20 protein-coding genes and 1 pseudogene are annotated in these 25151 nt (G+C 71.7%); 9 read left to right on the top strand and 12 right to left on the bottom strand.

The features are described 5' to 3' along the window. Nucleotides 1–7: 7 nt before the first annotated feature. Nucleotides 8–1054, bottom strand: a complete 1047-nt coding sequence (locus tag ACZ7L7_RS03395; protein ID WP_472074603.1) for a chitinase — start codon at nt 1052–1054, stop codon at nt 8–10. Nucleotides 1055–1218: 164 nt separating this feature from the next. On the opposite strand from ACZ7L7_RS03395, the gene ACZ7L7_RS03390 reads away from it, so the two are divergent. Both ACZ7L7_RS03390 and ACZ7L7_RS03385 read left to right on the top strand, forming a co-directional pair. Continuing rightward, nucleotides 1219–2244: an aldo/keto reductase gene (locus tag ACZ7L7_RS03390; RefSeq protein ID WP_472074601.1), complete on the top strand. Its 1026-nt coding sequence runs from the start codon at nt 1219–1221 to the stop codon at nt 2242–2244. A gap of 23 nt (nt 2245–2267) precedes the next feature. Continuing rightward, nucleotides 2268–2858 (top strand): TetR/AcrR family transcriptional regulator, encoded by a 591-nt coding sequence (locus ACZ7L7_RS03385; RefSeq protein WP_285511209.1) that lies wholly within the window; start codon nt 2268–2270, stop codon nt 2856–2858. A 275-nt stretch (nt 2859–3133) separates the two neighbouring features. Here ACZ7L7_RS03385 and ACZ7L7_RS03380 read toward each other — a convergent pair whose 3' ends face one another. From ACZ7L7_RS03380 to ACZ7L7_RS03365, 4 genes and pseudogenes are all read right to left on the bottom strand, one after another. Continuing rightward, the gene (locus ACZ7L7_RS03380; RefSeq protein ID WP_471592024.1) at nt 3134–3772 is read right to left on the bottom strand and encodes a GNAT family N-acetyltransferase; all 639 of its coding nucleotides are present in this window, start codon (nt 3770–3772) and stop codon (nt 3134–3136) included. Between the two features lie 52 nt (nt 3773–3824). Next, nucleotides 3825–4031 (bottom strand): hypothetical protein, encoded by a 207-nt coding sequence (locus ACZ7L7_RS03375; protein ID WP_285511211.1) that lies wholly within the window; start codon nt 4029–4031, stop codon nt 3825–3827. Between the two features lie 187 nt (nt 4032–4218). Next, nucleotides 4219–4569: a DUF6247 family protein gene (locus ACZ7L7_RS03370; protein WP_471592025.1), complete on the bottom strand. Its 351-nt coding sequence runs from the start codon at nt 4567–4569 to the stop codon at nt 4219–4221. Nucleotides 4570–4630: 61 nt separating this feature from the next. Then, nucleotides 4631–6107: pseudogene (locus ACZ7L7_RS03365) on the bottom strand (MFS transporter). 77 nt (nt 6108–6184) lie between these two features. Here ACZ7L7_RS03365 and dusB point away from each other — a divergent pair. Further along, nucleotides 6185–7324, top strand: a complete 1140-nt coding sequence (dusB, locus tag ACZ7L7_RS03360) for a tRNA dihydrouridine synthase DusB (RefSeq protein ID WP_453609037.1) — start codon at nt 6185–6187, stop codon at nt 7322–7324. Between the two features lie 172 nt (nt 7325–7496). Here dusB and ACZ7L7_RS03355 read toward each other — a convergent pair whose 3' ends face one another. From ACZ7L7_RS03355 to ACZ7L7_RS03345, 3 genes are all read right to left on the bottom strand, one after another. Then, the gene (locus tag ACZ7L7_RS03355; protein WP_472074598.1) at nt 7497–9401 is read right to left on the bottom strand and encodes an alkaline phosphatase family protein; all 1905 of its coding nucleotides are present in this window, start codon (nt 9399–9401) and stop codon (nt 7497–7499) included. Between the two features lie 200 nt (nt 9402–9601). After that, the gene (locus ACZ7L7_RS03350) at nt 9602–11542 is read right to left on the bottom strand and encodes an amylo-alpha-1,6-glucosidase (RefSeq protein WP_453602211.1); all 1941 of its coding nucleotides are present in this window, start codon (nt 11540–11542) and stop codon (nt 9602–9604) included. Next, nucleotides 11539–12987: an MGH1-like glycoside hydrolase domain-containing protein gene (locus ACZ7L7_RS03345; protein ID WP_471429301.1), complete on the bottom strand. Its 1449-nt coding sequence runs from the start codon at nt 12985–12987 to the stop codon at nt 11539–11541. The genes ACZ7L7_RS03350 and ACZ7L7_RS03345 overlap by 4 nt, the downstream gene beginning before the upstream one ends. A gap of 120 nt (nt 12988–13107) precedes the next feature. Here ACZ7L7_RS03345 and ACZ7L7_RS03340 point away from each other — a divergent pair, with 120 nt between their 5' ends. The 3 genes from ACZ7L7_RS03340 (at nt 13108) to ACZ7L7_RS03330 (ending at nt 18156) form a co-directional block, all read left to right on the top strand. Beyond that, nucleotides 13108–14304 (top strand): ROK family protein, encoded by a 1197-nt coding sequence (locus tag ACZ7L7_RS03340; RefSeq protein WP_472074595.1) that lies wholly within the window; start codon nt 13108–13110, stop codon nt 14302–14304. Nucleotides 14305–14901: 597 nt separating this feature from the next. Next, entirely contained in the window at nt 14902–17607 is a 2706-nt protein-coding gene (gene ppdK / locus ACZ7L7_RS03335; RefSeq protein ID WP_472074593.1) for a pyruvate, phosphate dikinase, read from the top strand. Nucleotides 17608–17865: 258 nt separating this feature from the next. Beyond that, the gene (locus ACZ7L7_RS03330) at nt 17866–18156 is read left to right on the top strand and encodes a hypothetical protein (protein WP_285511219.1); all 291 of its coding nucleotides are present in this window, start codon (nt 17866–17868) and stop codon (nt 18154–18156) included. 56 nt (nt 18157–18212) lie between these two features. Here ACZ7L7_RS03330 and ACZ7L7_RS03325 read toward each other — a convergent pair whose 3' ends face one another. The 3 genes from ACZ7L7_RS03325 to ACZ7L7_RS03315 all read right to left on the bottom strand — a co-directional run bounded on the left by ACZ7L7_RS03325 (nt 18213) and on the right by ACZ7L7_RS03315 (nt 21011). Beyond that, a complete protein-coding gene (locus tag ACZ7L7_RS03325; protein ID WP_285511220.1) occupies nt 18213–18593 on the bottom strand; it encodes an excalibur calcium-binding domain-containing protein in 381 nt (126 codons plus the stop codon). Between the two features lie 130 nt (nt 18594–18723). Beyond that, nucleotides 18724–20193: a sensor histidine kinase gene (locus ACZ7L7_RS03320; protein WP_472074591.1), complete on the bottom strand. Its 1470-nt coding sequence runs from the start codon at nt 20191–20193 to the stop codon at nt 18724–18726. After that, on the bottom strand, nt 20190–21011 hold the full coding sequence (locus tag ACZ7L7_RS03315; protein ID WP_472074589.1) for a response regulator transcription factor: 822 nt from the start codon (nt 21009–21011) through the stop codon (nt 20190–20192). The genes ACZ7L7_RS03320 and ACZ7L7_RS03315 overlap by 4 nt, the downstream gene beginning before the upstream one ends. 262 nt (nt 21012–21273) lie before the next feature. Between ACZ7L7_RS03315 and ACZ7L7_RS03310 the strand changes: the two genes are divergently transcribed. Genes ACZ7L7_RS03310 through ACZ7L7_RS03300 form a run of 3 tightly spaced genes read left to right on the top strand, consistent with a single transcriptional unit; the run spans nt 21274 to nt 24500 of the window. Continuing rightward, nucleotides 21274–21882 (top strand): carbonic anhydrase, encoded by a 609-nt coding sequence (locus ACZ7L7_RS03310; protein WP_285511304.1) that lies wholly within the window; start codon nt 21274–21276, stop codon nt 21880–21882. Beyond that, nucleotides 21879–23549 (top strand): SulP family inorganic anion transporter, encoded by a 1671-nt coding sequence (locus ACZ7L7_RS03305; RefSeq protein WP_472074587.1) that lies wholly within the window; start codon nt 21879–21881, stop codon nt 23547–23549. Before ACZ7L7_RS03310 ends, ACZ7L7_RS03305 begins: the two co-directional genes overlap by 4 nt. Before the next feature lie 33 nt (nt 23550–23582). Next, nucleotides 23583–24500 (top strand): oxidoreductase, encoded by a 918-nt coding sequence (locus ACZ7L7_RS03300; RefSeq protein ID WP_285511224.1) that lies wholly within the window; start codon nt 23583–23585, stop codon nt 24498–24500. Between the two features lie 3 nt (nt 24501–24503). Here the strand turns inward: ACZ7L7_RS03300 and ACZ7L7_RS03295 are convergent, their stop codons facing one another. After that, nucleotides 24504–25148: a LysE family translocator gene (locus ACZ7L7_RS03295; protein WP_453602233.1), complete on the bottom strand. Its 645-nt coding sequence runs from the start codon at nt 25146–25148 to the stop codon at nt 24504–24506. Nucleotides 25149–25151 lie beyond the last annotated feature (3 nt).

The following is a 25151-nucleotide window of genomic DNA, read 5'->3' as shown; positions in this document are numbered from 1 at the left end:
CCGCCGGTCAACGGCCCTGCAGCGCCTTCACGTTGTCGCCGAAGGTCCAGTTGCGGGAGCCGTCCCAGTTGATGGACCAGGTCATCAGGCCCTTGAGGGCGCCGTTGTAGTGGTTCCAGGACTGGGCGACCAGCGACGGGGACATGTGGCCGCCACCCGCGCCGGGCTGGGCGGGAAGGCCGGGCACCTGCTTGTCGTAGGGGACCCGGATCGTCGTGCCCTGGATGACCAACCCCCGGTTGAGACAGTCCGTCTGGGCCACGAAGCCCGCTACCGTGCCCGCCGCGTAGGAGTCGCCGGAGCAGCCGTACATGCTGCCGTTGTAGTACTGCATGTTCAGCCACCACAGGCGGCCGTTGTCGGCGTACTTCTTGATGATCGGCAGGTACGCGCCCCAGATCGAGCCGTAGACCACGCTGCCGCCGGTGACGTAGGCCGTCTCCGGGGCCATCGTCAGGCCGAAGTTGGCCGGCATGCGGGCCAGGACGCCGTCGATGATGCGGATCAGGTTGGCCTGGGACGTGGAGAGTTGGTTGAAGTTGCCGCTGCCGATCAGGCCGGTCTCGATGTCTATGTCGATGCCGTCGAAGTTGTAGGTCTTCAGGATCGGCACGATGGTGTCGATGAAACGGTCGGCCACAGCCGTCGAGTTGAGGTCGATTCCGGCTGTCGCACCGCCGATCGACAGCAGGATCGTCTTGCCGGACGCCTTCGCCGCGCACATCTCCGCAGGCGTCGCCACCTTCACCCCGGTGTCCATGCCGTCCTCCCACAGCGCGGTTCCGTCGGACCGGATGACGGGGAAGGCCGCGTTGATGACGTTGTAGCCGTGGGCGCCGATCCGGGAATCGGTGATCGGGGTCCAGCCGAAGGGCGGGTGGACGCCGTTGGCGGCGCCGTCCCAGTTCTCCCAGTAGCCCTGGAGGACCTTTCCGGTGGGCCTGGACTTCACCGCGCAGGTCTCGGCGGCGGTGGCGGTGGGTGCTGCGGGGAGCTGGACGAGGCAGGCGGTCGCGACCGCCGCGGTGAGGGCGCTCAGGGCACGACGGAGCATTACGGGCCTCCCGGTGGGGGTGCGGTGAGGTGGCGTAGATGTCGTAGGCATGACAGTGCTCCTGGTCTGGACCTCTCGTCAATAGGTCTGGACCAGCGCCCTTGGGTGACAAAGTTGGAATGACAGATATTGAAATCTGTCAGCTGTTGCGGCATGGTGGAGGCATGACGACGAACACCACCCGAACGAACACCCCCCGAACCCTCGGAACCACCGGCCCCCGGGTCCTCCCCCTCGGCCTCGGCTGCATGGGCATGTCCGCGCTGTACGGCGACGCCGACCGGGCCGAGTCTGTCGCGACGATCCACGCCGCTCTGGAAGCCGGCGTCACCCTGCTCGACACCGGCGACTTCTACGGCATGGGCCACAACGAGATGCTGATCGGCGAAGCCCTGCGCACCGCCCCCGCCGCGCTGCGCGAACAGGCGCTGACCAGCGTGAAGTTCGGCGCCCTGCGCGACCCGGACGGCGGCTGGTCCGGCTACGACGGACGCCCCGCGGCCGTAAAGAACTTCGCCGCGTACTCCCTGCAGCGCCTGGGCGTCGACCACATCGACGTCTACCGGATCGCCCGGCTCGACCCGGACGTCCCGATCGAGGAGACCGTCGGCGCCATCGCCGAGCTCGTCGAGCAGGGGTACGTCCGCCACATCGGACTCAGCGAGGTCGGCACCGACACCATCCGCCGGGCCGCGGCCACCGCCCCGATCAGCGACCTGCAGTTCGAGTACTCGCTGATCTCCCGCGGCATCGAGGACGAGGTCCTGCCGGTCACCCGCGAACTGGGCATCGGCGTCACCGCCTACGGCGTCCTCTCCCGCGGGCTGATCTCCGGCCACTTCACCGCCGACCGGCAGCTCGCCGCGAACGACTTCCGCTCCCTCTCGCCCCGCTTCCAGGGCGACAACCTCCACCGCAACCTGAACCTGGTCGAGGCCCTGCGGAAGATCGCCGAGCAGAAGGGCGTGAGCGTCGCGCAGATCGCCATCGCCTGGGTGCTCTCCCGCGGCGAGGACATCGTGCCGCTGGTCGGCGCCCGTACGCGGGAGCGGCTGACCGAGTCCCTGGGCGCCCTCGACGTCACCCTGGACGCGTCCGACCTCGCCGCGATCGAGCAGGCGGTACCGGCCGACGCCGCCGCGGGCGACCGCTACCCGGCCGCGCAGATGGCCCACCTCGGCAGCAAGTAACGGCCGGGGGTACGGTCTCCTCCATGGCACCGCCCACCGAAGTCCTGACCGCCGAGCGCATCCTCGAAGCGACCGAGGAGGTGCTGCGCCGCCACGGCCCGGCCAAGGCCACCGTGGTCGACGTGGCCCGCGCGCTCGGTGTCAGCCACGGCAGCGTCTACCGCCACTTCCGCACCAAGGCGGCGCTGCGCGAGGCGGTGACCAAGCGCTGGCTGGACCGTACGTCCGAGGCGCTGGCCGGGATCGTCGCCGCCGCGGACCAGGACCCCGAGCAGCGGCTGCGGGCCTGGCTGCTGGCGCTGTTCGAGGCGAAGCGGCACAAGGCGGGGGACGACCCTGAGCTGTTCGCCACGTACACCACGCTGGCAGGGGAGAACAGCGACGCGGTCGACGAGCACCTGGACGATCTCACCGGGCAGCTCGCGGAGATCGTCCGCGCCGGAGTGGAGGCGGGCGCCTTCGCCTCCGCCGACTCCCTGGTCACGGCCCGCGCGGTCTTCCAGGCCACGGCCCGCTTCCACGACCCCGGCTACCACCGCGAGTGGCAACAGCCCGGGGTGCTGGACGAGTTCGAGGCCGTTGTGGACCTGCTGGTACGAGGCCTACGCCCCTGACGCCCCGGTCCTCGTCGTCCGTGCGAGGCCTGCGCCCCCGGCCTTCCGGTCCTCGTCGCCCGTATGAGGCCTGCGCCCCCGGCCTTCCGGTCCTCGTCGTCCGTGCGAGGCCTGCGCCCCCGGCCTTCCGGTCCTCGTCGCCCGTATGAGGCCTGCGCCTCCGGCCTTCCGGTCCTCCTCGTCCGTGCGAGGCCTGCGCCCCCGGCCTCCCGGTCCTCCTCGTCCGTGCGAGGCCTACGCCCCCGGCCTCCCGGTCCTCCTCGTCCGTGCGAGGCCTACGCCCCCGGCCTCCCGGTCCTCGTCGGCCGTACGAGGAAGGCGACCTCCTCCTCGTCCGGCACCGCCACCTCCTCGAAGCCCATGCGGTCGTAGAAGGCGCGGGCGTTGGTGTTGGCCCGCGACATGACGAGGTGCGCGGCCGGGACGCCGCGCCCGTGCAGGGTTCGCAGGAAGGTCTCCATCAGGGCCCGCCCGTAACCCCTGCCCTGCCACTCGGGCAGCAGGTCGATGTGCAGATGGGCGGGGTGGCCGGCCATCTCGGGCACGATCATCCGCTCGGGGCGGTGCAGCAGGTCGGCGATGACCTCGTCGGGGGTGGCGGGTGCGCCCTCGGGCGCCGGGTGGCGGTCGGCGACCCTCGGGAGCCACTTCGTACGGAACTCGGCGGCGAAGCGCGGGGTGTCGGCGGTGCCGACGATGTACCCCACCGCCCGGCCCCGCCCGTCGTCGAGCACGAAGGCGAGCTCCGGCTCCAACTCGACGTACGGGGTGGCGAACGTGGCCGGGAAGACGCCCGGGTCCGCGTAGTGGGGGCGGCTGTCACCGCCGTTGTGCGCGGTGCGGACGCAGATGTCCTCGATCGCGGGGAGGTCCTGGGGCTCGTACGGGCGTACGAAGGCGGGTGGCTGGGTCACGCGCCTATCGTGCCGTGCTTGGGAGCGCTCCCACAAGGGTGGGGCCGAGGACTCACGCCTCCGCGGGGTTCACCGTCGCCTGGTGCTCCACCGCGAGGTGCTCCTCCGCCTTCAGCCACGGCAGGAACTGCGCCGAGATCCGCCACCCGCAGGTGTCACATCTGACGGTCCGCTGCACCCCGGTCCGCCGCACCCGCACGACATGCTCCCGCCCGTGCTGGTCCCACCGAGTCACCTTGCTCGCGTTGAGCTGCACCACGACACCCTCCACAGTCCGGGAAACGCCCGTGCAGGAGTGTGCAGCAACTCCAACATCAACAGGGGGGTTTGGGGGGTGAAGTTGTCCGGGGTGTGGCCCGGAACGGACATTCAGTTCCGCCACTCACCCACTCCGGCAGGGTGGGAGAGCGGGGGCGACCCTCAACTTCCTTGTGGTACGGGGATGTTCATCCCACGGCTGCGTGTGCGGCGTGGGCCGCGTCCAGGATTCGGCCGATGCGGGACGCGGCCTCGCGGGCCTGGGTGGCGTTGCCCGACTCGGCCGTGTTCTCCCAGCGGCGGAGGTCCGCCGCGATCTCGGGGTGGCGCTGGATGTGGACGTAGACGGACCACTGGGCCACGAACCGTTGCAGGGGCGCCAGGTCGGAGCCCTGCCGGGACTGGTCGGCCACCTGGTCCAGTTCCTGGGTGAAGGCGGGGAGGGAGGCAGGAGCGATCTGTCTGACGGCTTGCCGCAGTGCTGCGACCGTGGCCGGGGGCTGGGGGATGAGTGGTTGCCCAGCGGTGGAGGTGGTCATGGCCGCTCCCATGGGCGTGATTCTGATCCCGGGCGTCAGCGTATCGGGCGGCCCGGGCTTCTCACCGCTCGAACGAGTGAGGGCGGGGTGACACGGGCCGTTCCCCGTCCTGTGGCTCCCGCGGATCCCCGGACCGCAGTCGTTCCGCCGCGCGTGCGGCGGTGCCGCGGGCCCAGGGGCCCGTGGTCAGGAGGCCGAGGAGGAGGACCGCGGTGCCGCAGGCGGTGAGGATCCACCAGGCCGGGGTGGCGGCGGCCGTGAAGGCGGTGGTGTAGGAGGACGTGCCCATGCCCGCCGCCAGGACCGCGCCGATGACCGCCACGCCCAGCGTCTGGCCGAGTTGGCGGCTGGTGGAGGCCACCGCCGCCGCCACTCCGGCCTGGGTGCGGGGCATTCCGGAGACGGCCGTGTTGGTGATCGGGGCGTTGACGAAGCCGAAGCCGATACCGAAGAGGACGTAGCCGAGGAACAGGGTGGTGTTCGAGGTCTCGGCGTCGAGCGTCGCGAAGAGCAGGGCGCTCGCCGTCATGCCCGTACCCGCGATCAGGAGGGGCAGGCGGGGGCCCCGGGTGCCTATCAGGCGGCCGGAGACCGGGGCGCAGAAAGGCGGGGACCGCCAGCGGGAGCATCCACAGGCCCGCGTGCAGGGCGCTCAGGCCCCGGACCTCCTGGAGGTACAGGGTGGACAGGAACAGGAACCCGGCGAGCGCCGCGAACGCGCTGATCGCGATGACCGTCGCTCCGCTGAACGGCGCCGAGCGGAAGAACCGCAGGTCGATCAGGGGCTCGGGGCGGCGGGGCTCGTAGCGCAGGAGGGCGATCAGAGCGGCCGCGGCGAGCAGGGCGAAGGGGGCGACCGCCGCCGGGGCGGCGTGCGGGGCCTCGATGATCGCGTACGTCAGGGCGCCGAAGAGGGTGATGACGAGGAGCTGGCCGACCGGGTCCGGGCGGCGAGGGCGCGGCGCGCGGGACTCCGGGACGTAGCGCCAGGTCAGCAGGAGGGCCGCCGCGCCCACCGGCAGGTTCAGCCAGAAGATCGAGCGCCAGCCGACCGAGTCCACCAGCAGCCCGCCGACCAGCGGGCCCGCGGCCAGTGAGATGCCGACCACCGCGCCCCACACGCCGATCGCGCGGGCGCGCTCGCGGGGGTCGGTGAAGGTGTTGGTGATGATCGACATGGCGACCGGGTTGAGCATGGACCCGCCCACCGCCTGCACCGTCCGGGCCGCGATCAGCAGTTCCAGGCTGGGCGCGAGGGAGCAGAGCAGGGAGCCGAGCGAGAAGACGACCAGCCCGGCCATGAAGACCCGCTTGCGGCCGAGCCGGTCGGCCGTGGAGCCCGCGAGCATCAGCAGGGACGCCAGGACGAGGGTGTAGGCGTCGATCGTCCACTGGAGGCCGGCGGTGTCGGCGTGCAGGTCCTGGCGCATGGAGGGGAGGGCCACGTTCAGGACCGTGTTGTCCAGGCTCACGATCAGCAGGCTCATGCAGCAGATCGCGAGCACCAGCAGGCGCCGGTGGTGGCTGAGCTCGGGCATGGGGCCAGCGTACGCCAAATTCGATAGTGTGGCTAACTAATGAATTTTACGAACTCATTGCACGGCACAATGGAGGAATGCCCACGACCCCCTCGCCCCTGCGGATCGGCCCGCACACCGTCCAGCCGCCCGTGATCCTGGCCCCCATGGCCGGGATCACCAACGCGCCCTTCCGCACGCTGTGCCGGGAGTTCAGCGGGGGCAAGGGGCTGTTCGTGAGCGAGATGATCACCACCCGGGCGCTGGTCGAGCGCAACGAGAAGACCATGCAGCTGATCCATTTCGACGAGAGTGAGAAGCCGCGGTCCCTCCAGCTCTACGGCGTCGACCCGGCCACCGTCGGCAAGGCCGTGCGCATGATCGCCGAGGAGGACCTCGCCGATCACATCGACCTGAACTTCGGCTGCCCCGTCCCGAAGGTCACCCGCAAGGGCGGCGGCTCGGCGCTGCCGTACAAGCGGAACCTGCTCCGCGCGATCCTGCGGGAAGCCGTCAGCGGGGCCGGGGACCTGCCGGTCACCATGAAGATGCGCAAGGGCATCGACGACGACCACCTCACCTACCTCGACGCCGGCCGCATCGCCGTCGAGGAGGGCGTCACCGCCATCGCCCTGCACGGCCGCACCACCGCGCAGCACTACGGCGGCACCGCCGACTGGGAGGCCATCGCGCGCCTCAAGGAGCACGTGCCGGAGATACCGGTGCTCGGCAACGGCGACATCTGGTCCGCCGAGGACGCGCTGCGCATGGTCCGCGAGACCGGCTGCGACGGCGTCGTCGTCGGCCGGGGATGCCTCGGGCGGCCGTGGCTGTTCGCGGACCTGGTCGCCGCGTTCGAGGGCCGGGACGACTATCGCCGGCCTACCCTCCGTGAGGTGGCCGACGTCATGGTGCGGCACGCCACCCTCCTCGGGGAGTGGATCGGGGACGAGTCGCGCGGGGTCATCGACTTCCGCAAGCACGTCGCCTGGTACCTCAAGGGCTTCTCCGTCGGCTCCGAGATGCGCAAGCGCCTCGCCATCACCTCCTCGCTGGCGGAACTCCGGTCCGGCCTCGACGAACTGGACCTCGACCAGCCCTGGCCCACCGGGGCGGACGGGCCCCGTGGGCGGACGTCGGGGAACAACCGGGTGGTGCTGCCGGACGGGTGGCTGAAGGATCCGTACGACTGCGCGGGCGTGAGCGAGGACGCGGAGCTGGACACCTCCGGGGGTTAGGGCGTGTTTCGAAAGTCCCGCCTGCCCTGCGACGCCTGGCACGCACGCTCGTGGCGTTGCCGGAACGCCCGAATAGCTCCGCTATTAGGGCGCTCCGGCGCCTTGCGATCGCACGCACCAGACGCCGCAGGGCCCGTCCTTCGGGCGGACGACGGGACTTTCGAAACACGCCCTAGTCCTCCGTCGGGTGCGGTGTCGAGCCGTAGGCCGTGAGGAAGCGGTCGCGGAAGGTGTTCATCTTCCAGACCGGGGCGTCGGGGGCCGGGCGCAGGCCCTCGGTCCAGTTCCAGGCGGCGATACGGTCCAGGACCTTCGGGTCCTTCGCCACGATGGAGACCGGGACGTCCCGGCTGGCCTTCTCGCCGCTGACCCTGGCTATGGGCTGGTGGTCGCCGAGGAAGACCAGGACCGTGTCCTCGGTGCCGTAGCGCTCCAGCCACTGGGTCAGGGACGTGACCGAGTACTCGATCGACTTGCCGTACTCCTCGCGGGACTCGGTCTTGCTCGTGATGACGTCGCGCGGGTTCTTGCCCGCCTTCTCCACGGCGTCGAAGAGCGAGCCGTCGCCCAGGTCGTCCCAGTCGACGAGCTTCGGGATCGGGGCCCAGGGCTGGTGGCTGGAGGTCAGGATCACCTCCGACATCAGGGGGCGGTCGCGCTTCTTGCCGTGCTCCAGGCGCTCGAAGGCCTCCAACGCGTATTGGTCCGGCATGGTGGACCAGCTGAACTTCGGGCCCTCGTAGCCGAGCTGGAAGGCGTTGCGGACCTTGTCCAGGCCGTAGAACTCCGCTTCCGGCCAGCCCTTCTGGACGCCCGGCATGATCCCGACGGTGTCCCAGGCGCCGGTCTTCTGGAACGCCTTGGTCAGGGTGAGGTGGTCGCCGGTGGTCACCGTGCGGTAGCGCTGTTGGTTGTCGATCCACAGGCCGGACAGGAACGTGGAGTGGCCGAGCCAGCTGCTGCCGCCGTAGGTGGCCGAGGTCAGCCAGCCGCTGCGGGCGGAGTAACCCGCCTCGCGGAGGGCCTCGGTGCGGGCGTCCAGGGTGCGGGTGACTCCCGGGGACATGATCGGGTCCTCGATCGCGCTGCGGCCGTAGCTCTCGATGAAGGCGAAGACCACGTCCTTTCCGCGCAGGTCGGTGAGGAGTTGGTCGGGCGGGGTGGCGCCGAAGGTGTCCGCCTTCGCCTCCTTGGCGAAGGCCGCCTCGTCGCGGAGGGTGTCCCGGACGCGGTCCGCCTGGGTGGCCAGGGCGGAGGCGGCGCGGTCGGAGGCGACGGGGACGCCGGCCAACTGCACGCCGAGGGCGGCGCAGGTGACCCAGACGGTGCCGACGATCAGGGTCGCGGTGCTCGCCTGGTGCCGGTTCGCGGCGAGGACGTTCGCCAGGCGGACGGTGGCCAGGGCGGTGACGGCGACGAGGAGTACGGCCAGGAGGACCACGGCGATGGTGGCGGTGACGGTGGTGGCCTCGCCGATGGAGTCCTTCAGGTAGGACTGGGCGTCGTCGAGGAGGGACCAGTCGAGGACCAGGTTGAAGCCTCGGCCCAGGTACTCGCGGAAGCCCATGTCCAGGACGTTGAGGAGGGTGAGTACGCCCAGGGCGGTGCCGGCGGTGGCCGCGACGACGATGCGCGGGCGGCGGGGGAGGACGAGGACCAGGGCGGCGCCGACGATCGCCTCCGCGGGGATGCGGGTGAAGCGGTTGGGGCGCAGGGCGGCGAGGGAGTTGGGGAGGAGCAGGGCGGCGAGGACCAGGGCGGCGGAGAGGGCGGTGAGGGTCCAGGTGCGGATGGGGTGGGGGTGCGGCGTTTCCGCCTCGGCTTCGCCTTCGGCCTCCTTTGGGTTCCCATCCGCACCACCCGTACCTCCTTCGTCGTCGGCTGCGGGTGGCCCCTGTGGGGGCTCCTCGCCGTCGGCGGGCGCGGGTGCGGGTGGGGGTGGGGTGGGGCGTGCGTGCGCGTCGTCGTCGGGTGCGGGCGGGGGTGGGGGTGGGGTGGGGGGTGTGTCCGAGTCGTCCACGGCTGCGGGTGGGGCGGTGGCCGCGTCCGCGTCGTCGGCTGCCGCGGGCCGTGCCATGTTCGTCGGCTTCTTCGCAGGTGTTGACTCTTCCTCGGTGACGCGCGTCGAGACGGGCACCCCTGTCGTCCTTCCGTGCGGGCCTGTGGGTGGAGGGCGTTGGGCCCGCCGCAGGTTCGTACGGGCCCGTCACCCTCGCTGTTCAGCCGGGCCGGGCAGCGCTCGGCAAACACCCGGCAAACGGCAGGCCAACCAGGACGTCAGGCACCTCCTACAGCCGTCAGGAGCGCCAGGGGCGCCGTCGCCGAGCGGGACTCCCGGACGCAGGCGTGGGGATACGGCACCGGTTCCGGGTGGGTGTCGCGGCCGTAGCCCGCCAGGACCTCGGGGAGGCGGTGGCCGGTGGTGGTCGCCGCGTCGACCAGGGCGTGGGCCACCGTGCGGGCCTCGTCGTGCAGGCCGTAGCGGGCCAGGCCCAGGGCGATCAGGGCGTTGTCGTGCGGCCAGACCGAACCGCGGTGGTACGAGAGAGGGTGGTACGCGGGCTGGTCCGCGGCCAGCGTGCGTACCCCCCACCCCGAGAAGAAGTCCCGTTCGAGCAGGCGGCGCCCCACCAGCTCGCCGTACTCCTTGTCCAGCAGGCCGGACCAGAGCAGATGGCCGGCGTCCGAGGCCAGCGCGTCCACCTGGCGCCCCTCGCCGTCCAGCGCCAGCGCCGGGAAGGAGCGCTCCGGCATCCAGAAGTCCCGCTGGAATCGGTCCCTGAGGTCGCCCGCGGCCTGTTCCAGCAGGGCCGCGTAGGTCTCGTCGCCCCACACCGTGCGGGAGAGCCACGCCGTGCGGCGCAGGGCGTCGTACGCGTAACCCTGGGCCCCCGCCGCCATCACCGGGCCGCTTGCGCGGGTGCCGTCGGCCCAGCAGATGGCGCCGGGGGAGTCCTTCCAGTTCTGGTTGGCCAGGCCGCCGCGGTCGGCCCGGTACACCAGGTAGCCGCGCGAGGTCAGGCCGCCGTGGTCCAGCATCCAGGCGACGGCGGCACGCGCGTGCGGTTCCAGGCGGCGGGCGAGCGCGGTGTCGCCGGTGTGTTCCGCGTACGCGCCCAGCAGGACCAGGAAGAGGGGCGTGGCGTCGACCGAGCCGTAGTAGCGGCCGAAGGGGACCTGGCCGAAGTGGGCCAGTTCGCCGTGCCGTACCTCGTGCACGATCTTGCCGGGCTGCGCCACCGAGGCCGCGCCGGACTCCTGGGCCTGGGTCGCGGCCAGCGCGGGGAGCGTGGCCGCCGCCAGGCTCGGGCGGTAGGGGAGGGCGAACAGGGAGGTGAGCAGGGCGTCCCGGCCCAGCAGGGTGAGGAACCACGGGGCCCCGGCCGCCGGGACCCTGACCTCCTCGCCGTCCAGACCCGCCGCCGGGATCTGCAGCGAGGCCAGATCGGCCAGGCCCCGCGCGCAGGCCGCGGCCAGTTCCGGCCAGCCCGTCGGGAAGGACACGCCCTCCACGAAGTCGCCCTCCAGGGCGAGGAGTTGCTTGTTCAGCGAGGCCGGGGAGCTGGGGACGCGCAGCGCCCGTTTGTCGCCGTGCGCGCGGGCCATCACGCGCAGCGCCAGCTCCGCGGTGCCGTGCGGCTCCAGCTCCAGCGTCCACACCAGGCGCCGGGCCCCGGTGCCGGTCTCCTCGACGGCGTCCGGGGCGGGCTCCGCCGACACGGTCGTACAGGACCGCCATTCGCCGCGCTGGTAGGTGAACTCCACGCCGTGCTCCAGCACGTGGCGGGAGCGGGTGGCGCCGGTCTTGGTGTAGGTGCGGTGGTCGGAGCGGAGTTCGAACTGGTCCGCGAAGTCGGCGTCGGCGGTGATCGCCAGCCGGACCGTGGCCGGGATGGGGAGGTTGCTGGTCACCCGCAGTGACTCGACGAACGAGCCGTCCCCGACCGCCTGTTCGCGGAAGAGCGTGTACGCGGGCGGCTCCTGACGGCCGCCCCGGGGGACCAGCACACAGCGGGCGGTGTCCCCGTCGGCCACCGGCGACAGCGTCTCCGGCACCGCCCCGTCCACCGTCAGCTGCCAGCGGCTGAGGTGGCGGCCGTCCCGTACGAATAACCCGTCGGGGAAGCCGGCGCCGCCCCGGACGCCGCTGATGTCCCCGCCGTCGCCCACGGCGGCGAACGTCTCCCCGTGCACGAGCAGATGATGCCGGTCCGTCATCCCCGGTCCCCTCCCTTGATGTCGTTGACGCCGTGCGAGTCCCGTACGGGCTCGTCGTGCAGCAGGTCGAGCGCGAGCGCGGCCGTCCAGCTGAAGTCGGCGGTGCCGCAGGCCTCACCGGTGTACGGGTCGACGTACTCGGCGAAACCCGACGAGTGCGCCAACTCAAGTGCTGATCCCCGCAGTTCGTCCGCGGCGGCCCGTTCGCCGTGGGTGCGCAGACCGCGCTCCAGCAGCCAGGCGGTGTTGAACCAGGCCGGTCCCCGCCAGTAGCGGTGCGGGTCGAAGGCCTCGCCGAGCAGGTCGTAGCTCGGCACCAGGCTGGTGGTCGTGCCGAGCGAGAAGTGCGGACCGCGCAGGGTGCGCACCAGGGCCTGGGTGATCTCCCTCGGGAGTGTGGGGAGGAGGAGGGGGATCAGCCCCGAGACGGACCGCTCGGGGACCAGGGTGCCGCCGCGTACGTCCCGGCACAGGAACATGCCGCGCTCCGGGTCCCACAGCCGCTCCAGCAGGGCGGTCGTCAGGCGCTCGGCGCGGGCGTGCCGGGCGGTGCCGGTGGCGCCCAGTTCGCGGGCGATACGGGCCAGGGCGTGCTCGGAGGCGATGAGCAGGGCGTTGAACGCCGGGTCCTCCACCGCGAAGGAGCCAGCCCCGTGCCCGGGCCGCCCGTGACCCGCCCGGTCCCGGTCGTCGGCGTACCCCGCGTCCCGGTAGTCGGTGGCGAGGCGTACGTACCGCCCGTAGTCCAGGTCCGTGGGCCGGTCCTCGGGGGCGCCGTGGTCGAGGTCGGCGCGGCGGAAGGAGCGGGCCGGGGCGGGCAGCACCCGGGCCAGCGGGGCGTCCCAGCAGGGGCTGTTGTCCATGCCCTGCTCCCACGGGTGCACCACCGAGGCGAGCCCGCCGCCGCCCAGGTCCCGCCGGTGCAGCAGATAGCGGTGCCAGGCCGCGAGGGCGGGGTAGACCCGGGCCAGGAAGCCCCGCCCGTGCGACAGCCCGGGGTCGGCGCAGTGCACCAGCCAGGCGGCCAGCGCGTGCACCGGTGGCTGCACGATGCCGGACGTCTGTACGGTGCGCGGGGCGCCCGCAGCGCGCCCCGCGGTCGAGGAGCGCCAGAAGTCGGGGCTCGGGAAGTAGGCGTCGAGCGGTACGGAGGGGTTGAAGACGATGTGCGGGATCCGTCCGTCGCCCCACTGGGCGGACAGCAGGGTCTCCAGCTCGGTCTGGGCCCGTAACGGCGACAGGTGCCGCAGGCCGATCGCGATGAACGCCGAGTCCCAGGACCACTGGTGCGGATACAGGCCGCGTGAGGGGACCGTCGAGCGGCCGGTCCAGTTCGACTCCAGCACCCGGGCGGCCCCGGCGTGCAGGGAATCGGCCTCAACGGCCGGATCGTATGCAATCGCCCCCCGCGCAGGGCGGAGGACCAGCTGGGCGGTGCGATCCACTCGGGACTCCCCGGGAGACGACTGTGCTGCCGGTTCAGCGGTAGCTACCGTAGGGTTACGTCTATTTAACACGCAAAACTCAATATGTAATGCAAGCTTGAGAAACACAAGGGGGTGCGCATGACGGGTCGAGGTCAGGTCAGCGCCGGCGATCTGCTGGAACTGGTCCGCAGCGGCCGGGCCACCACGCGCGGCGCCCTGCAACAGGTCACCGGGCTCTCCCGGGCCACCGTGGGGCAGCGCCTGGACCGGCTGTTCCGGGCGGGCTGGCTGCGCGAGGGCGCGGGCGGACCGGTCGGCTCCCCGCTCGGCGGGCGCCCGTCGATCACCCTGGAGTTCGACGACGAGCACGCCGTCGTCCTCGCCGCCGACCTGGACACCCGGCACGCCCGCGCCGCCGTCCTGTCGCTGACCGGCGAGATCCTCGCCGAGCACGGCGGCACGCTGGTCGTCGAGGACGGCCCGGAGACGGTCCTCGGGGAACTGGGCCGCTGGTTCGCCGAGTTGCTGGAGAAGGCGGGACACACGGCGGACGAGGTGTGCGGGATCGGCCTCGCCGTGCCCGGACCGGTGGACAGCGAGACCGGGCGCGTGGTCCAGCCGCCGATCATGCCCGGCTGGGACGGTTACGACATCACCGGCCGCCTCGCCCGGGCCTTCACCGAGCACACCGGCGCACCCCGGGTACCGGTCCTGGTGGACAACGACGCCAACCTCATGGCGTACGGCGAGCAGCGCACCGGTTACCCGGACTGCTCCGCGTTCGTCCTGGTCAAGGTCTCCACCGGTATCGGCGCGGGCGTCGTGGTGGACGGCTCGCTCTTCCGGGGCATCGACGGCGGCGCCGGGGACATCGGGCACATCCGGGTGGGCGCCGACGCGCTGTGCCGGTGCGGGTCCTACGGCTGTCTCGCGGCCGTCGCCAGCGGCGGCGCCGTCGCCCGGAAGCTGGCCGAGGCGGGGGTGCGGGCGGCCTCCGGCTCGGACGTACGGGACCTGCTGGCGGCCGGGCACCCGGAGGCGCTGGGGCTCGCCCGGGAGGCGGGGCGGCAGGTCGGGGACGTACTGGCGACCGTGGTGACGCTGCTCAACCCCGGGGTGCTCATGATCGCTGGCGATCTCGCCGGGACGGCGTTCGTGACCGGGGTGCGCGAGCTGCTCTACCAGCGTGCGCTGCCGCGCTCCACGGCCCACCTGGAGGTCGTCACCTCCCGGCTCGGGGAGCGGGCCGGGCTGGTGGGGGCGGGTGCGCTGGTCGTCGAGTACCTGTACGCGCCGGAGCGGGTCGAGGAGCGGCTGGCGGCGCTGGGGGTGTGAGCGCGGCGGCGCCCCCGTGGCGTGGGTTCCGGTTCGCCACGGGGAAGCGACCGGTGGCGTGGGTTCCGGTTCGGCACGGGGAAGCGACCGGTGGCGTGGGTTCCGGTTCGGCACTGGGAAGCGACCGATGGTGTGCGTTCCGGTTCGGCCCTGGGAAGCGACCGGTGGCGTGGGTTCCGGTTCCGCGTATGACATCCGTGTTGCGGTCCCACGACGCGTCCGCATGGTGAAATTTCGCCGCCGCCGGAAGCGTGATTCTCGCCACTCTTGATAGGGGTTGCGCTCAGATGAGCGCCTGAAGGGCTACTGCACTTCCTCAAGGGGTGGCACTCGGTGCCACCCCTTGATCGTTCATCGATCGAAATCAGACGTGGCAAAGGGTGCTCATATGAGCACCCTGGGCGCTCGGGGCCGATAGGAGCCTTCAAGAAGTGAACGCATTCGGCCCCCGTTCCTTGCCAAGCCTTGACTTTCGATCTCCTGGAAGAGCGCTGGTTACAGGCTCATGACGCACAAGTGGACGTACCCAGACGCCTTCGATCTGGGTATGTTCCTCGCCGTCAGGGCAGCCACCGAGTCCTCTAGGAGCTGGGACCCGTGTCGGAAAACAAAAAGTTCGTTTACGACTTCACCGAGGGCAACAAGGACCTCAAGGACCTTCTTGGCGGTAAGGGTGCGAACCTCGCCGAGATGACGAACCTGGGCCTTCCGGTACCCCCCGGCTTCACCATCACCACCGAGGCCTGCAAGGTCTACCTGGAGAGCGGCGAGGAGCCCGCGGCACTGCGTGACGAGGTGAGTGCGCACCTCGACGCGCTGGAGCAGCGCATGGGCAAGAAGCTGGGCCAGGCCGACAACCCCCTCCTCGTGTCGGTCCGCTCCGGTGCCAAGTTCTCCATGCCCGGCATGATGGACACGGTCCTGAACATCGGCCTCTCCGACAAGTCGGTGCAGGGTCTGGCCAAGCAGGCCGGCGACGACCGGTTCGCCTGGGACTCCTACCGCCGCCTCATCCAGATGTTCGGCAAGACCGTCCTCGGCGTGGACGGCGAGCTGTTCGAGGACGCGCTGGACGCGGCCAAGGCCGCCAAGAAGGTCACGGACGACACCCAGCTGGAGGCCGCCGACCTCAAGAAGCTGGTCACCAAGTTCAAGAAGATCGTCAAGACCGAGGCCGGCCGGGACTTCCCGCAGGACCCGCGCGAGCAGATGGACCTCGCCATCAAGGCGGTCTTCGACTCCTGGAACGGCGACCGCGCCAAGCTCTACCGCCGCCAGGAGCGCATCCCGCACGACCTCGGCACCGCCGTCAACGTCTGCTCGATGGTCTTCGGCAACCTTGGCCCCGACTCCGGCACCGGCGTCGCCTTCACCCGCGACCCCGCCTCCGGCCACCAGGGCGTCTACGGCGACTACCTGCAGAACGCGCAGGGCGAGGACGTGGTGGCGGGCATCCGCAACACCGTCCCGCTCGCGGAGCTGGAGACGATCGACAAGAAGTCGTACGACCAGCTCATGACGATCATGGAGACCCTGGAGAACCACTACAAGGACCTCTGCGACATCGAGTTCACGATCGAGCGCGGTCAGCTGTGGATGCTCCAGACCCGGGTCGGCAAGCGCACCGCCGGTGCCGCCTTCCGGATCGCCACCCAGCTCGTCGACCAGGGCCTCATCGACGAGGCCGAGGCGCTGCAGCGGGTCACCGGCGCGCAGCTCGCGCAGCTGATGTTCCCCAAGTTCGACGAGGAGGCGAAGGTCGAGCAGATCGGCCGGGGCATCGCCGCCTCGCCGGGCGCGGCGGTCGGCAAGGCCGTCTTCGACTCGTACACCGCGGTGAAGTGGTCGCGTTCGGGCGAGAAGGTCATCCTGGTGCGCCGGGAGACCAACCCCGACGACCTGGACGGCATGATCGCCGCCGAGGGCATCCTGACCTCCCGCGGCGGCAAGACCTCCCACGCGGCCGTCGTGGCGCGCGGCATGGGCAAGACCTGTGTCTGCGGCGCCGAGGAGCTTGAGGTCGACACCAAGCGGCGCCGGATGACCGTGCCCGGCGGGCACGTCGTGGAGGAGGGTGACGTCATCTCCATCGACGGCTCCTCCGGCAAGGTCTACCTGGGCGAGGTCCCGGTGGTCCCGTCCCCGGTCGTGGAGTACTTCGAGGGCCGGATGCACGCCGGCGCCAACGACGCCGACGAGCTGGTCGAGGCCGTGCACCGGATCATGGCGTTCGCCGACCGCAAGCGCCGGCTCCGAGTACGCGCCAACGCGGACAACGCCGAGGACGCGATGCGCGCCCGCCGCTTCGGCGCCCAGGGCATCGGCCTGTGCCGTACCGAGCACATGTTCCTCGGCGACCGGCGCGAGCTGGTCGAGCGGCTGATCCTGGCCGACACCGAGGAGGAGCGCGAGGAGTCCCTGAAGGCGCTGCTGCCGCTGCAGAAGCAGGACTTCGTGGAGCTGTTCTCCGCGATGGACGGCCTGCCGGTGACGATCCGTCTGCTCGACCCGCCGCTGCACGAGTTCCTGCCCGACATCACCGAGCTGTCGGTACGCGTGGCGCTCGCCGAGGCCCGCAAGGACCCGCACGAGAACGAGCTGCGGCTGCTGCAGGCCGTGCACCGGCTGCACGAGCAGAACCCGATGCTGGGTCTGCGCGGTGTCCGCCTGGGCCTGGTCATCCCCGGCCTGTTCACGATGCAGGTCCGCGCGATCGCCGAGGCGGCCGCCGAGCGCAAGAACGCCAAGGGCGACCCGCGCGCCGAGATCATGATTCCGCTGGTCGGCACGGTCCAGGAGCTGGAGATCGTCCGCGAGGAGGCCGACGCGGTCATCGCGGAGGTCGAGGCGGCGACCGGCACCAAGCTGAAGCTGGCCATCGGCACCATGATCGAGCTGCCGCGCGCCGCGCTGACGGCGGGCCAGATCGCGGAGGCGGCGGAGTTCTTCTCCTTCGGCACGAACGACCTGACCCAGACGGTGTGGGGCTTCAGCCGCGACGACGTGGAGGCCTCGTTCTTCACCGCCTACCTGGAGAAGGGCATCTTCGGCGTCAGCCCGTTCGAGACGATCGACAAGGACGGCGTGGGCTCGCTGGTGAAGTCCGCCGCGAAGGCGGGCCGCGAGACCCGTCCCGACCTCAAGCTCGGCGTCTGCGGCGAGCACGGCGGTGACCCGGAGTCGGTCCACTTCTTCCACGAGGTGGGTCTGGACTACGTCTCCTGCTCCCCGTTCCGCATCCCGGTCGCCCGCCTCGAAGCGGGCCGCGCGGCCACCCAGTCGGAGGGCAGCGACCACCGCTGACCTCACCGACTCCGGAGCCGCTGTGGGTCCCCGACCCTCAGTACCGATCCACGGCGGCTCCGGATCGCCAGAAGAAGGGCGGCACCCGTGCGGGGGTGCCGCCCCTCGGCGTTGGGCGTGCTCCGGTCGTGTCACCGGGGCGTGCCGATCGAGTGCATTGGCGCAGGTCATCGCGGTCGGTCGAGGGAGGACCGGGGGCCGTCGGGGCACAGTGGCCGTCGCGACCGGACCCCCTCTCCCGCGACAGGAGCCACGACCATGGCCGTCCACACCCTCAGACGCCGCATCGGCACGCTCGGCACCGCTCTGGCACTGGGCCTCGCCCTGCCGTTGACGGTCGGGGCGACCCCGGCCTCCGCGGCACCGCAGCCGAGCGCTGCGAAGCCCCGCGTGGGCGAGGTGCTCTGCGCCGTCACCGCGTCCGTGGTCGTGCTGGGCGACTCCGACTGCGGCACAAGCGTCCGGCTGCTGCCCATCGACCTCAGCGACCTGTTCCCGCTGTTCCACAGCGGCGGCACCGCGAGCACGGGCACGACGGCGACGAAGTAACACCCCTGATTCCGGAGGGGCGCCGCCCGTGCGGGGGCGCCGCCCCTCCGTGTTGCCTACTGCGGGGCGCCGCGGCGGCGGCGGACGGCCAGCAGGACGCCGCCGCCCGCGAGCAGGACCGCGGCTCCGCCGCCCGCGAGATAGGGCGTGGTGCTGTTGCCGCCGGTGGCGGCGAGGTCGGTGCTGTCGTCCTCGGCGGCGTCTGCGGCCGGTTCGAAGTCCGCCGGTGGCTGGTCGCAGCCGATGCCGTCATTGTCGCGGTCCAGATGCCCGCCGTAGTGTTCGTCGTCCGCGGTGATGTTGGCGTACCCGTTCTCGTACGCCTCCGGGCAGTTCGCGAACGGATGGTCACCGTCGTGCGCCACGGCCGCGCCGGAGGACAGGGTCAGGGCGAGAGCGGCCACGGCCAGCGCCGTGGATGTGCGGACATGCCTCATATGGCAACCCCCCAATGGTTGTGAGGTGTTGAACCGTATTGAGGAGTGCCGGTGGGGAAACGGCGGTTGGACGGACCTGTGATGCAAGCGTGACGTGACCGAGCGGTAGCTCTCCGTTCGCGGCGGAGCGTTACGCGGGCAGTGCCGGTGCCTCCCTGCGGCGGCTTCCCGGGCGGCCCCGCGGTCGCGGTACGGCCGGTGGCTGGGCGGACGGCAGGCGGACCACCGCGTCCAGGCCGCCCGTCGTCGCCGCGTGCAGGGTGGCCGAGCCGCCGCTCGCCATCGCCAGGCGCTGGACCAGGGAGAGGCCGAGCCCGGTGCCGCCCTTGGGGGCGCCCGGCGCGCGCCAGAAGCGGTCGAAGGCGCGTTTGCGCTGCTCCGGGTTCATGCCGGGGCCCTCGTCGGTGACATGCAGGTCGACCCAGTGGGGGCGGCTGTCGCGCAGGGCGCGGGCGTTGCGGGAGAGCCGGAGTTCGATCGTCACCGTGCTCTCGACGGGGGAGGCCCGCAGGGCGTTGGAGAGCAGGTTGTCCAGGATCTGTTCGACCGCCCCCGGTACCGCCAGTACCGGGCCCACACTGCCCGCGAAGAGGACGAGGTCGACGCCCTCGCGCTGGAACAACGGCAGCCAGGTCGCGTGCCGTTCGGCGCACACCTCACCCACGTCGACCGGGAGCGGTGTGGCCGCGTCCTCCTCCAGGCGGGCCATCGCCAGCAGGCCCTCGACCATCCGGGCCAGCCGGTCGGTCTCGGTCACCGCGGCGGCGAGGCTGCCCCGGCCGGCCGCGCGCACATTCGGCTCCAGGTTCTCCAGGCGCAGCCTCAGCGCGGCGAGCGGCGTCCGCAGCTGGTGCGAGGCCTCGCCGGCGAACGCCCGCTGCGCGGCGAGGAGATGGGCGAGCCGGGCGGCCGTACGGTTGAACGCCGCCGCCAGCCTGCGCACTTCCCGCGGGCCCTTGGTGACCGGGACCGGCGCGGGCATCCCGCCCTCGGCCAACGCGTGCGTGGCGCGCTCCAGTTCACGGATCGGGTGCCCGGCCCAGCGGGCGAGGCCGAGGCCGACCACGGCGACCGCGCCGAGCACCACGAGCCCGCCCACCCACAGCAGCAGCCACACCTGGTTCACCCGGTCCCGTACGGTGCTCGTCGGCACCGTGAGCCAGACGGCCCCCTGCATGCCGTCGGCCACCGGAGCAGTGACCGACAGCTGTTCCGCGCCGTCGACCGTCGCCGTGCGCACGTCCATGGTGTCCGCGCCCTTGAGCATCGCTGCGATCCCGGGCCGCCGGGGCAGTTCACCCGCCGCCTCGGCGGACAGCGGGTGAGAGGAGGCCAGCACCCGGCCCGCGCCGTCGACGATCACCATCCGCCCGCCGACGCGCTCCGCGCAGTGCACCGCCCGCTTCGACAGGCCCGAGCCGCCCTGCCCGCCGGACATACTGAGCGCGGTGTACGCCGCCGCCGACTCGGCCTCGGCCCGCGCCGCGTCGGTGATCCGGTCCCGGGCGTCGGCCGCGTAGCGCAGACCCAGCGGGATCTCCAGGCCGAGCAGCACCAGCAGGGTCAGGCCCACGTAGGTGAGAAGCAGCCGAGTCGTCATGCGGAGTCCTGCGGTCCCGGCCCGCCCTGCACCGCCAGCCGGAACCCCACCCCGCGCAGGGTCTGGATCCACGCGGGGTGGCCCAACTTCTTGCGCAGCGCGGCGACATGGACGTCCAGGGTCTTCGTCGGCCCGGTGTAGTGCGGGTCCCACACCCGGTCCAGGATCTGCTGCCGGGAGTACACCGCGCCAGGGTCCTCGGTGAGCAGCGCCAGCAGTTCGAACTCCTTCGGCGTCAGCGCGACGGGTGTCTCGCCCACCCACACCTGGTGGGTGCGGCGGTCGACGACCAACGGGCCCGGATCGTGCGGCGGTTCGAGCGCGGCGTCCAGCGGCGGTACGGGGGCCGGCTCGGGGACCGGCTCGTAGGCGGCGGAGGAGTATCCGGTGGAGGAGTGCCCGGCGGAGGAGTGCCCGGTGGAGGAGTGTCCGGCGGCGGCCGAGGGGACGGCCGACGGGGTGCGCTGCGAGCGCCGGGTCACCGCCCGCACCCGGGCCACCAACTCCCGTACGCTGAACGGCTTCGCGAGGTAGTCGTCGGCGCCCAGCTCCAGGCCGAGCACCCGGTCGGCCTCCTCGCCGCGCGCGCTGAGGATGACGATCGGCACGTCGGAGACCTGCCGGATGCCCCGGCAGACGTCGATGCCGTCCATGTCCGGCAGCCCCAGGTCGAGCAGGACGACGTCGTTGTAGGGGCCTCTCAGACCCTCGGTGCCCGTGGCGACGTGATCGACCGTCAGGCCGAAGTGTCCCAGCCCCTCGGTGAGCGGCTCGGCGATCGTCTCGTCGTCCTCGATGAGCAGCACTCGTATGCCCATACGTCCTGTCTCTCCGTGGAATCGGGACAACACGAATGAAGTGTCGTGGAGTTGCCAACCTACAGCGGTTCAACGCTACGACACGATAGAGCGACCGGGTGTGACAAGACGCTCAGTAAGCGGTTGTTGGTCTATGTGAGCCGGGTGCCCGACAAACAATGTCCAGCTTCTTTCCCGGCCCTGGCCTTCTCTTAACCTTCGTCTGGTGCGGGCCTCTCTACGCTGCTGTCATCTGGCCGAACTCCCCTTGCAGGAGGCAGAGTTGAAGGCATTGCTGGACCGTGCCCGTGCGTTCGGGCGGCGCGTCGATTTCGAGAGCGACGAATATCGGAAACTGGCCGAAGGGCAATGCCCCGAAGCGCTCTTCATTACCTGCTCGGATTCGCGTGTAATCCCCGCGCTGATCACCGGCGCGCGCCCCGGAGAGATATTCGAGCTGCGCAACGCGGGCAATATCGTGCCCCCGTACGGATGCAGCGGGGCCTCCGGGGAGGCCGCCACCGTCGAGTACGCGCTGGAGGTGCTCGGCGTTCAGGACGTGGTCGTGTGCGGTCACTCACACTGCGGTGCGATGCGGGCGCTCATCGACGGCGACGACCTGTCCGCGCTGCCCGGCGTGGACGCCTGGCTGCGCCCGGCCCGCCCGGCGCTGGCCGAGGTGCTCACCTCCACCGCCGACGACGATCCGTCGCTGTCCGACGTGGCCCAGCGCAATGTCGTCAACCAGCTCGCCGCGCTGCGCAGTCACCCGGTGGTGCGCCGTCGCCTGTCGAAGGGCGAGCTGCGGCTGCACGGCTGGTACTACGAGGTCGACACCGGCCGTGTGCACGAGCTGGACGCCGACGACCGCTTCCGGGTGCACGCCGCATGAGCGGGGCGCACGCACGGGGACGCGGCCACGCCCGCCCCAGGAAGGCGGCGGGGATCAAACCGGGGGGCAAGGGCGCCGGGTTCGACCTCGGCGCCGAGATTAACGCCTCCCTCGTCGTCTTCCTGGTCGCCCTGCCGCTGTGCATCGGCGTGGCCGTCGCCTCCGGGGTCCCGGCCGAGCTGGGCATCGTCTCCGGGGTCATCGGCGGTCTGGTGGTGGGCGCGATCCGGGGCAGCACGCTCCAGGTCAGCGGCCCCGCCGCCGGACTCGCCGCGCTGGTCGCGGAGACGGTCGCGGAGAACGGCGTGGCCGTCCTCGGGGTGATCGTGCTGTTCTCCGGCATCTTCCAGATCGTGCTCGGACTGATCCGGCTCGGCCGGATGTTCCAGGCGATCTCCCTCGCCGTGGTCCAGGGCATGCTGGCCGGTATCGGACTGCCGCTGATGGTCAGCCAGCTCTACCCGATGTCCGACGCGAAGGCGCCCGGCACCCCCATCGAGAACATGGCCGGGCTGCCCGGACTGTTCTCCGCCGTGCTGGCCGACCCGCAGATGATGATCGCGGTCGGGCTCGGCGTGGTCACCATCGTGCTCAGCTTCCTGTGGAAGAAGGTGCCCGCGCCGCTCGGCAAGGCGCCGGCCCCACTGGTCGCCGTGGGCCTCGGCTGTGCGGTCGCGGCGCTGCCCGGCGTGGAGGTGAAGACCCTCCAGGTCGGCAATCTGGCCGCCGCGATCCAGTTCCCCGGAGCCGAGCAGTTCGCGGGGCTCGCGGACCCGGCGATCCTCACCTCCATCCTCACCTTCACGGTCATCGCCTCGGCGGAGAGCCTGTTCACCGCTGCCGCCGTGGACCGTATGCACAGCGGACCGCGCACGCAGTACAACACCGAGCTGATCGCCCAGGGCACCGGCAACGCCGTCGCCGGACTCCTCGGCGCGCTGCCCATCACCGCGGTCGTCGCCCGCAGTTCGGCCAACGTCCAGGCGGGCGCCAAGACCCGGCTCTCACGCACCCTGCACGGCCTGTGGCTGCTCGCCTTCGCGCTGCTGCTGCCGATGGTGCTGGCGCTCATCCCGATCTCGGTGCTGGCCGGGGTGCTGGTGCACAGCGGCTGGAAGCTGTTCGCGCCCGACGAGTTCCCGAAGATGTGGCGGCAGGACCGCGGCGAGTTCGTGGTGATGACCGTGACCACCCTGGTGATCGTGGCGACCGCCCTGCTGGAAGGGGTGATCGTCGGTCTCGTCGCCGGGATCGTGCTGGCCGCGCTGCGCATGTCGCGGACCGTGATCCGCCAGCACCTGGAGGAGGACACCGCGAAGGTCGTCATGGCGGGCAACGCCACCTTCCTCCGGCTGCCCCAGGTGATCGAGGCGCTGGAGAACGCCGCCGCGGCCGGCAAGCCGCGCATCCGCCTCGACCTGACCGGGGTGACCCACCTGGACCACGCCTGCCGCAACCAGGTGGAGGAGTTCACCGCCCAGCAGCGCAAGCTGGGACTGCGCGTGGAACTGCTCATGCCGGGCCCGGCGACCCCGCCCAAGCCGCCCGCCGCGGCGCCGGCCGAGCCGCAGCCCGCCACCTTCCCGGGCCCCGGGGCCGAGTGGTTCTACCTGGACACCAGGCCCATGCCGGACGGGTACGCGGAGAACTCCTCGCTCGTACGCTGAAGGGATCCCCTCCGGCGAAAGGGAGAGCCGTCCATGGCCGGCTGGAACACCGAGGACATCCCCGACCAGAGCGGACGCGTGGCCGTGGTCACCGGCGCCAACAGCGGCATCGGGTACGTCACGGCACGCGAACTGGCCCGCAAGGGGGCCAGGGTGGTCCTCGCCTGCCGCAGCGAACGGCGCGGCACTCAGGCCGGGGACCGGCTGGCCGCCGAAGTACCGGGCGCGGACGTGGAGTTCGCCCGGCTGGACCTGGCGGACCTGGCCTCCGTACGGGAGTTCGCGGCGGGTCTGCCGTACGGCCGGCTCGACCTGCTCGTCAACAACGCCGGGGTGATGGCGCTGCCGTACGGCACGACCGCGGACGGGTTCGAGCAGCAGTTCGGGATCAATCACCTGGGGCACTTCGCCCTCACCGGACTGCTGCTCCCCGCCCTGCTGCGGACCCCGGGAGCCCGGGTGATCACGGTCTCCAGCTGGATGCACGCCGTGTCCAACGTCGACCTGACCGACCTCAACAGCGAGCGCCGCTACCACCGCTGGCTCGCCTACGGCCGCTCCAAGACCGCCAACCTGCTGTTCACCCACGAACTGTCCCGCAAACTCGCCGCCCACGGCTCCGACGTGGTGGCCGCCGCGGCCCACCCGGGCTACGCGGCCACCAACCTCCAGACCGCCGCCCCCCGCATGACCGGCCGCCGCGTCACCGAGACCCTCATGCGCACCGGCAACCGCTTCTTCGCCCGCTCGGCGCAGTCCGGCGCCCTGCCCACGCTGTACGCGGCCACCGCCCCCGGCGTCCGGCCCGACTCCTTCACCGGGCCGCCCCTCGTCGGCGTCTCCCCGGCACCCGCCCGCCGCGCCCCGTGGACGCTCGACGACCGGATGGGGCGGCTCCTGTGGGAGGCGTCGGAGCGGCTGACCGGGGTCGCCTGCGACGTACTCGCGTGAGCGTCAGTCCTTGCGGCCCGTCACCGCGACCGTGACACCCAGGCCGATCATCGTCAGGCCGCCGACTCCGCCCACCGCCGACAGACGGCGCGGGGAGCGGGCGAACCAGGTGCGGGCGGTGGCCGCCGCCAGGCCCCAGAGGCTGTCGAAGGTCAGGGCAATGAGGTTGAAGACCAGGCCGAGGAGCAGCATCTGGGCCGTCGCGTGCCCCGCGCCGGGGTCCACGAACTGGGGGAGCACGGCCGCGAAGAACACGATCGTCTTGGGGTTGGTCACCCCGACCACGAACCCCTCCCGGAAGGTGCGCAGCCCCCCGTGCGGCGCCGCCCGGGTCTCCTCGGCGAAGGCCGCCCGCAGCGCGCCCCGCTCCCGCCACGCCTTCACGCCCAGGTACACCAGGTAGGCGGCGCCCGCCAGCTTCAGCAGCGTGAACACCAGCACCGACCGCTCCACGACCTGGCCGACGCCCAGGGCCACACCGAGGACCAGAGCGTAGGCCCCCACCGTGTTCCCGGCCACCGTCATCAGCGCCGCCCTGCGCCCCTGCGCGAGGGCCCGGCCTATGACGAACAGCACGCTGGGGCCGGGGACCACGATCAGCAGGAACGACATGGCCGCGAAGGCGAGGAGACGGTCGGAGGACACCATGTC

The organism is Streptomyces sp. NPDC110618 (assembly GCF_055657065.1).
Note: the sequence above shows the minus strand (reverse complement) of the source record. Positions and strands in the feature narration are given on the sequence as shown.

Excerpts from the sequence above, each read along its gene's own strand:
- ACZ7L7_RS03395 (WP_472074603.1), bottom strand. The coding sequence starts at position 1,054 with ATGCTCCGTCGTGCCCTGAGCGCCCTCACCGCGGCGGTCGCGACCGCC.
- ACZ7L7_RS03390 (WP_472074601.1), top strand. The coding sequence starts at position 1,219 with ATGACGACGAACACCACCCGAACGAACACCCCCCGAACCCTCGGAACC.
- ACZ7L7_RS03385 (WP_285511209.1), top strand. The coding sequence starts at position 2,268 with ATGGCACCGCCCACCGAAGTCCTGACCGCCGAGCGCATCCTCGAAGCG.
- ACZ7L7_RS03370 (WP_471592025.1), bottom strand. The coding sequence starts at position 4,569 with ATGACCACCTCCACCGCTGGGCAACCACTCATCCCCCAGCCCCCGGCC.
- dusB (WP_453609037.1), top strand. The coding sequence starts at position 6,185 with ATGCCCACGACCCCCTCGCCCCTGCGGATCGGCCCGCACACCGTCCAG.
- ACZ7L7_RS03355 (WP_472074598.1), bottom strand. The coding sequence starts at position 9,401 with ATGGCACGGCCCGCGGCAGCCGACGACGCGGACGCGGCCACCGCCCCA.
- ACZ7L7_RS03350 (WP_453602211.1), bottom strand. The coding sequence starts at position 11,542 with ATGACGGACCGGCATCATCTGCTCGTGCACGGGGAGACGTTCGCCGCC.
- ACZ7L7_RS03340 (WP_472074595.1), top strand. The coding sequence starts at position 13,108 with ATGACGGGTCGAGGTCAGGTCAGCGCCGGCGATCTGCTGGAACTGGTC.
- ACZ7L7_RS03330 (WP_285511219.1), top strand. The coding sequence starts at position 17,866 with ATGGCCGTCCACACCCTCAGACGCCGCATCGGCACGCTCGGCACCGCT.
- ACZ7L7_RS03325 (WP_285511220.1), bottom strand. The coding sequence starts at position 18,593 with ATGAGGCATGTCCGCACATCCACGGCGCTGGCCGTGGCCGCTCTCGCC.
- ACZ7L7_RS03320 (WP_472074591.1), bottom strand. The coding sequence starts at position 20,193 with ATGACGACTCGGCTGCTTCTCACCTACGTGGGCCTGACCCTGCTGGTG.
- ACZ7L7_RS03315 (WP_472074589.1), bottom strand. The coding sequence starts at position 21,011 with ATGGGCATACGAGTGCTGCTCATCGAGGACGACGAGACGATCGCCGAG.
- ACZ7L7_RS03305 (WP_472074587.1), top strand. The coding sequence starts at position 21,879 with ATGAGCGGGGCGCACGCACGGGGACGCGGCCACGCCCGCCCCAGGAAG.
- ACZ7L7_RS03300 (WP_285511224.1), top strand. The coding sequence starts at position 23,583 with ATGGCCGGCTGGAACACCGAGGACATCCCCGACCAGAGCGGACGCGTG.
- ACZ7L7_RS03295 (WP_453602233.1), bottom strand. The coding sequence starts at position 25,148 with ATGGTGTCCTCCGACCGTCTCCTCGCCTTCGCGGCCATGTCGTTCCTG.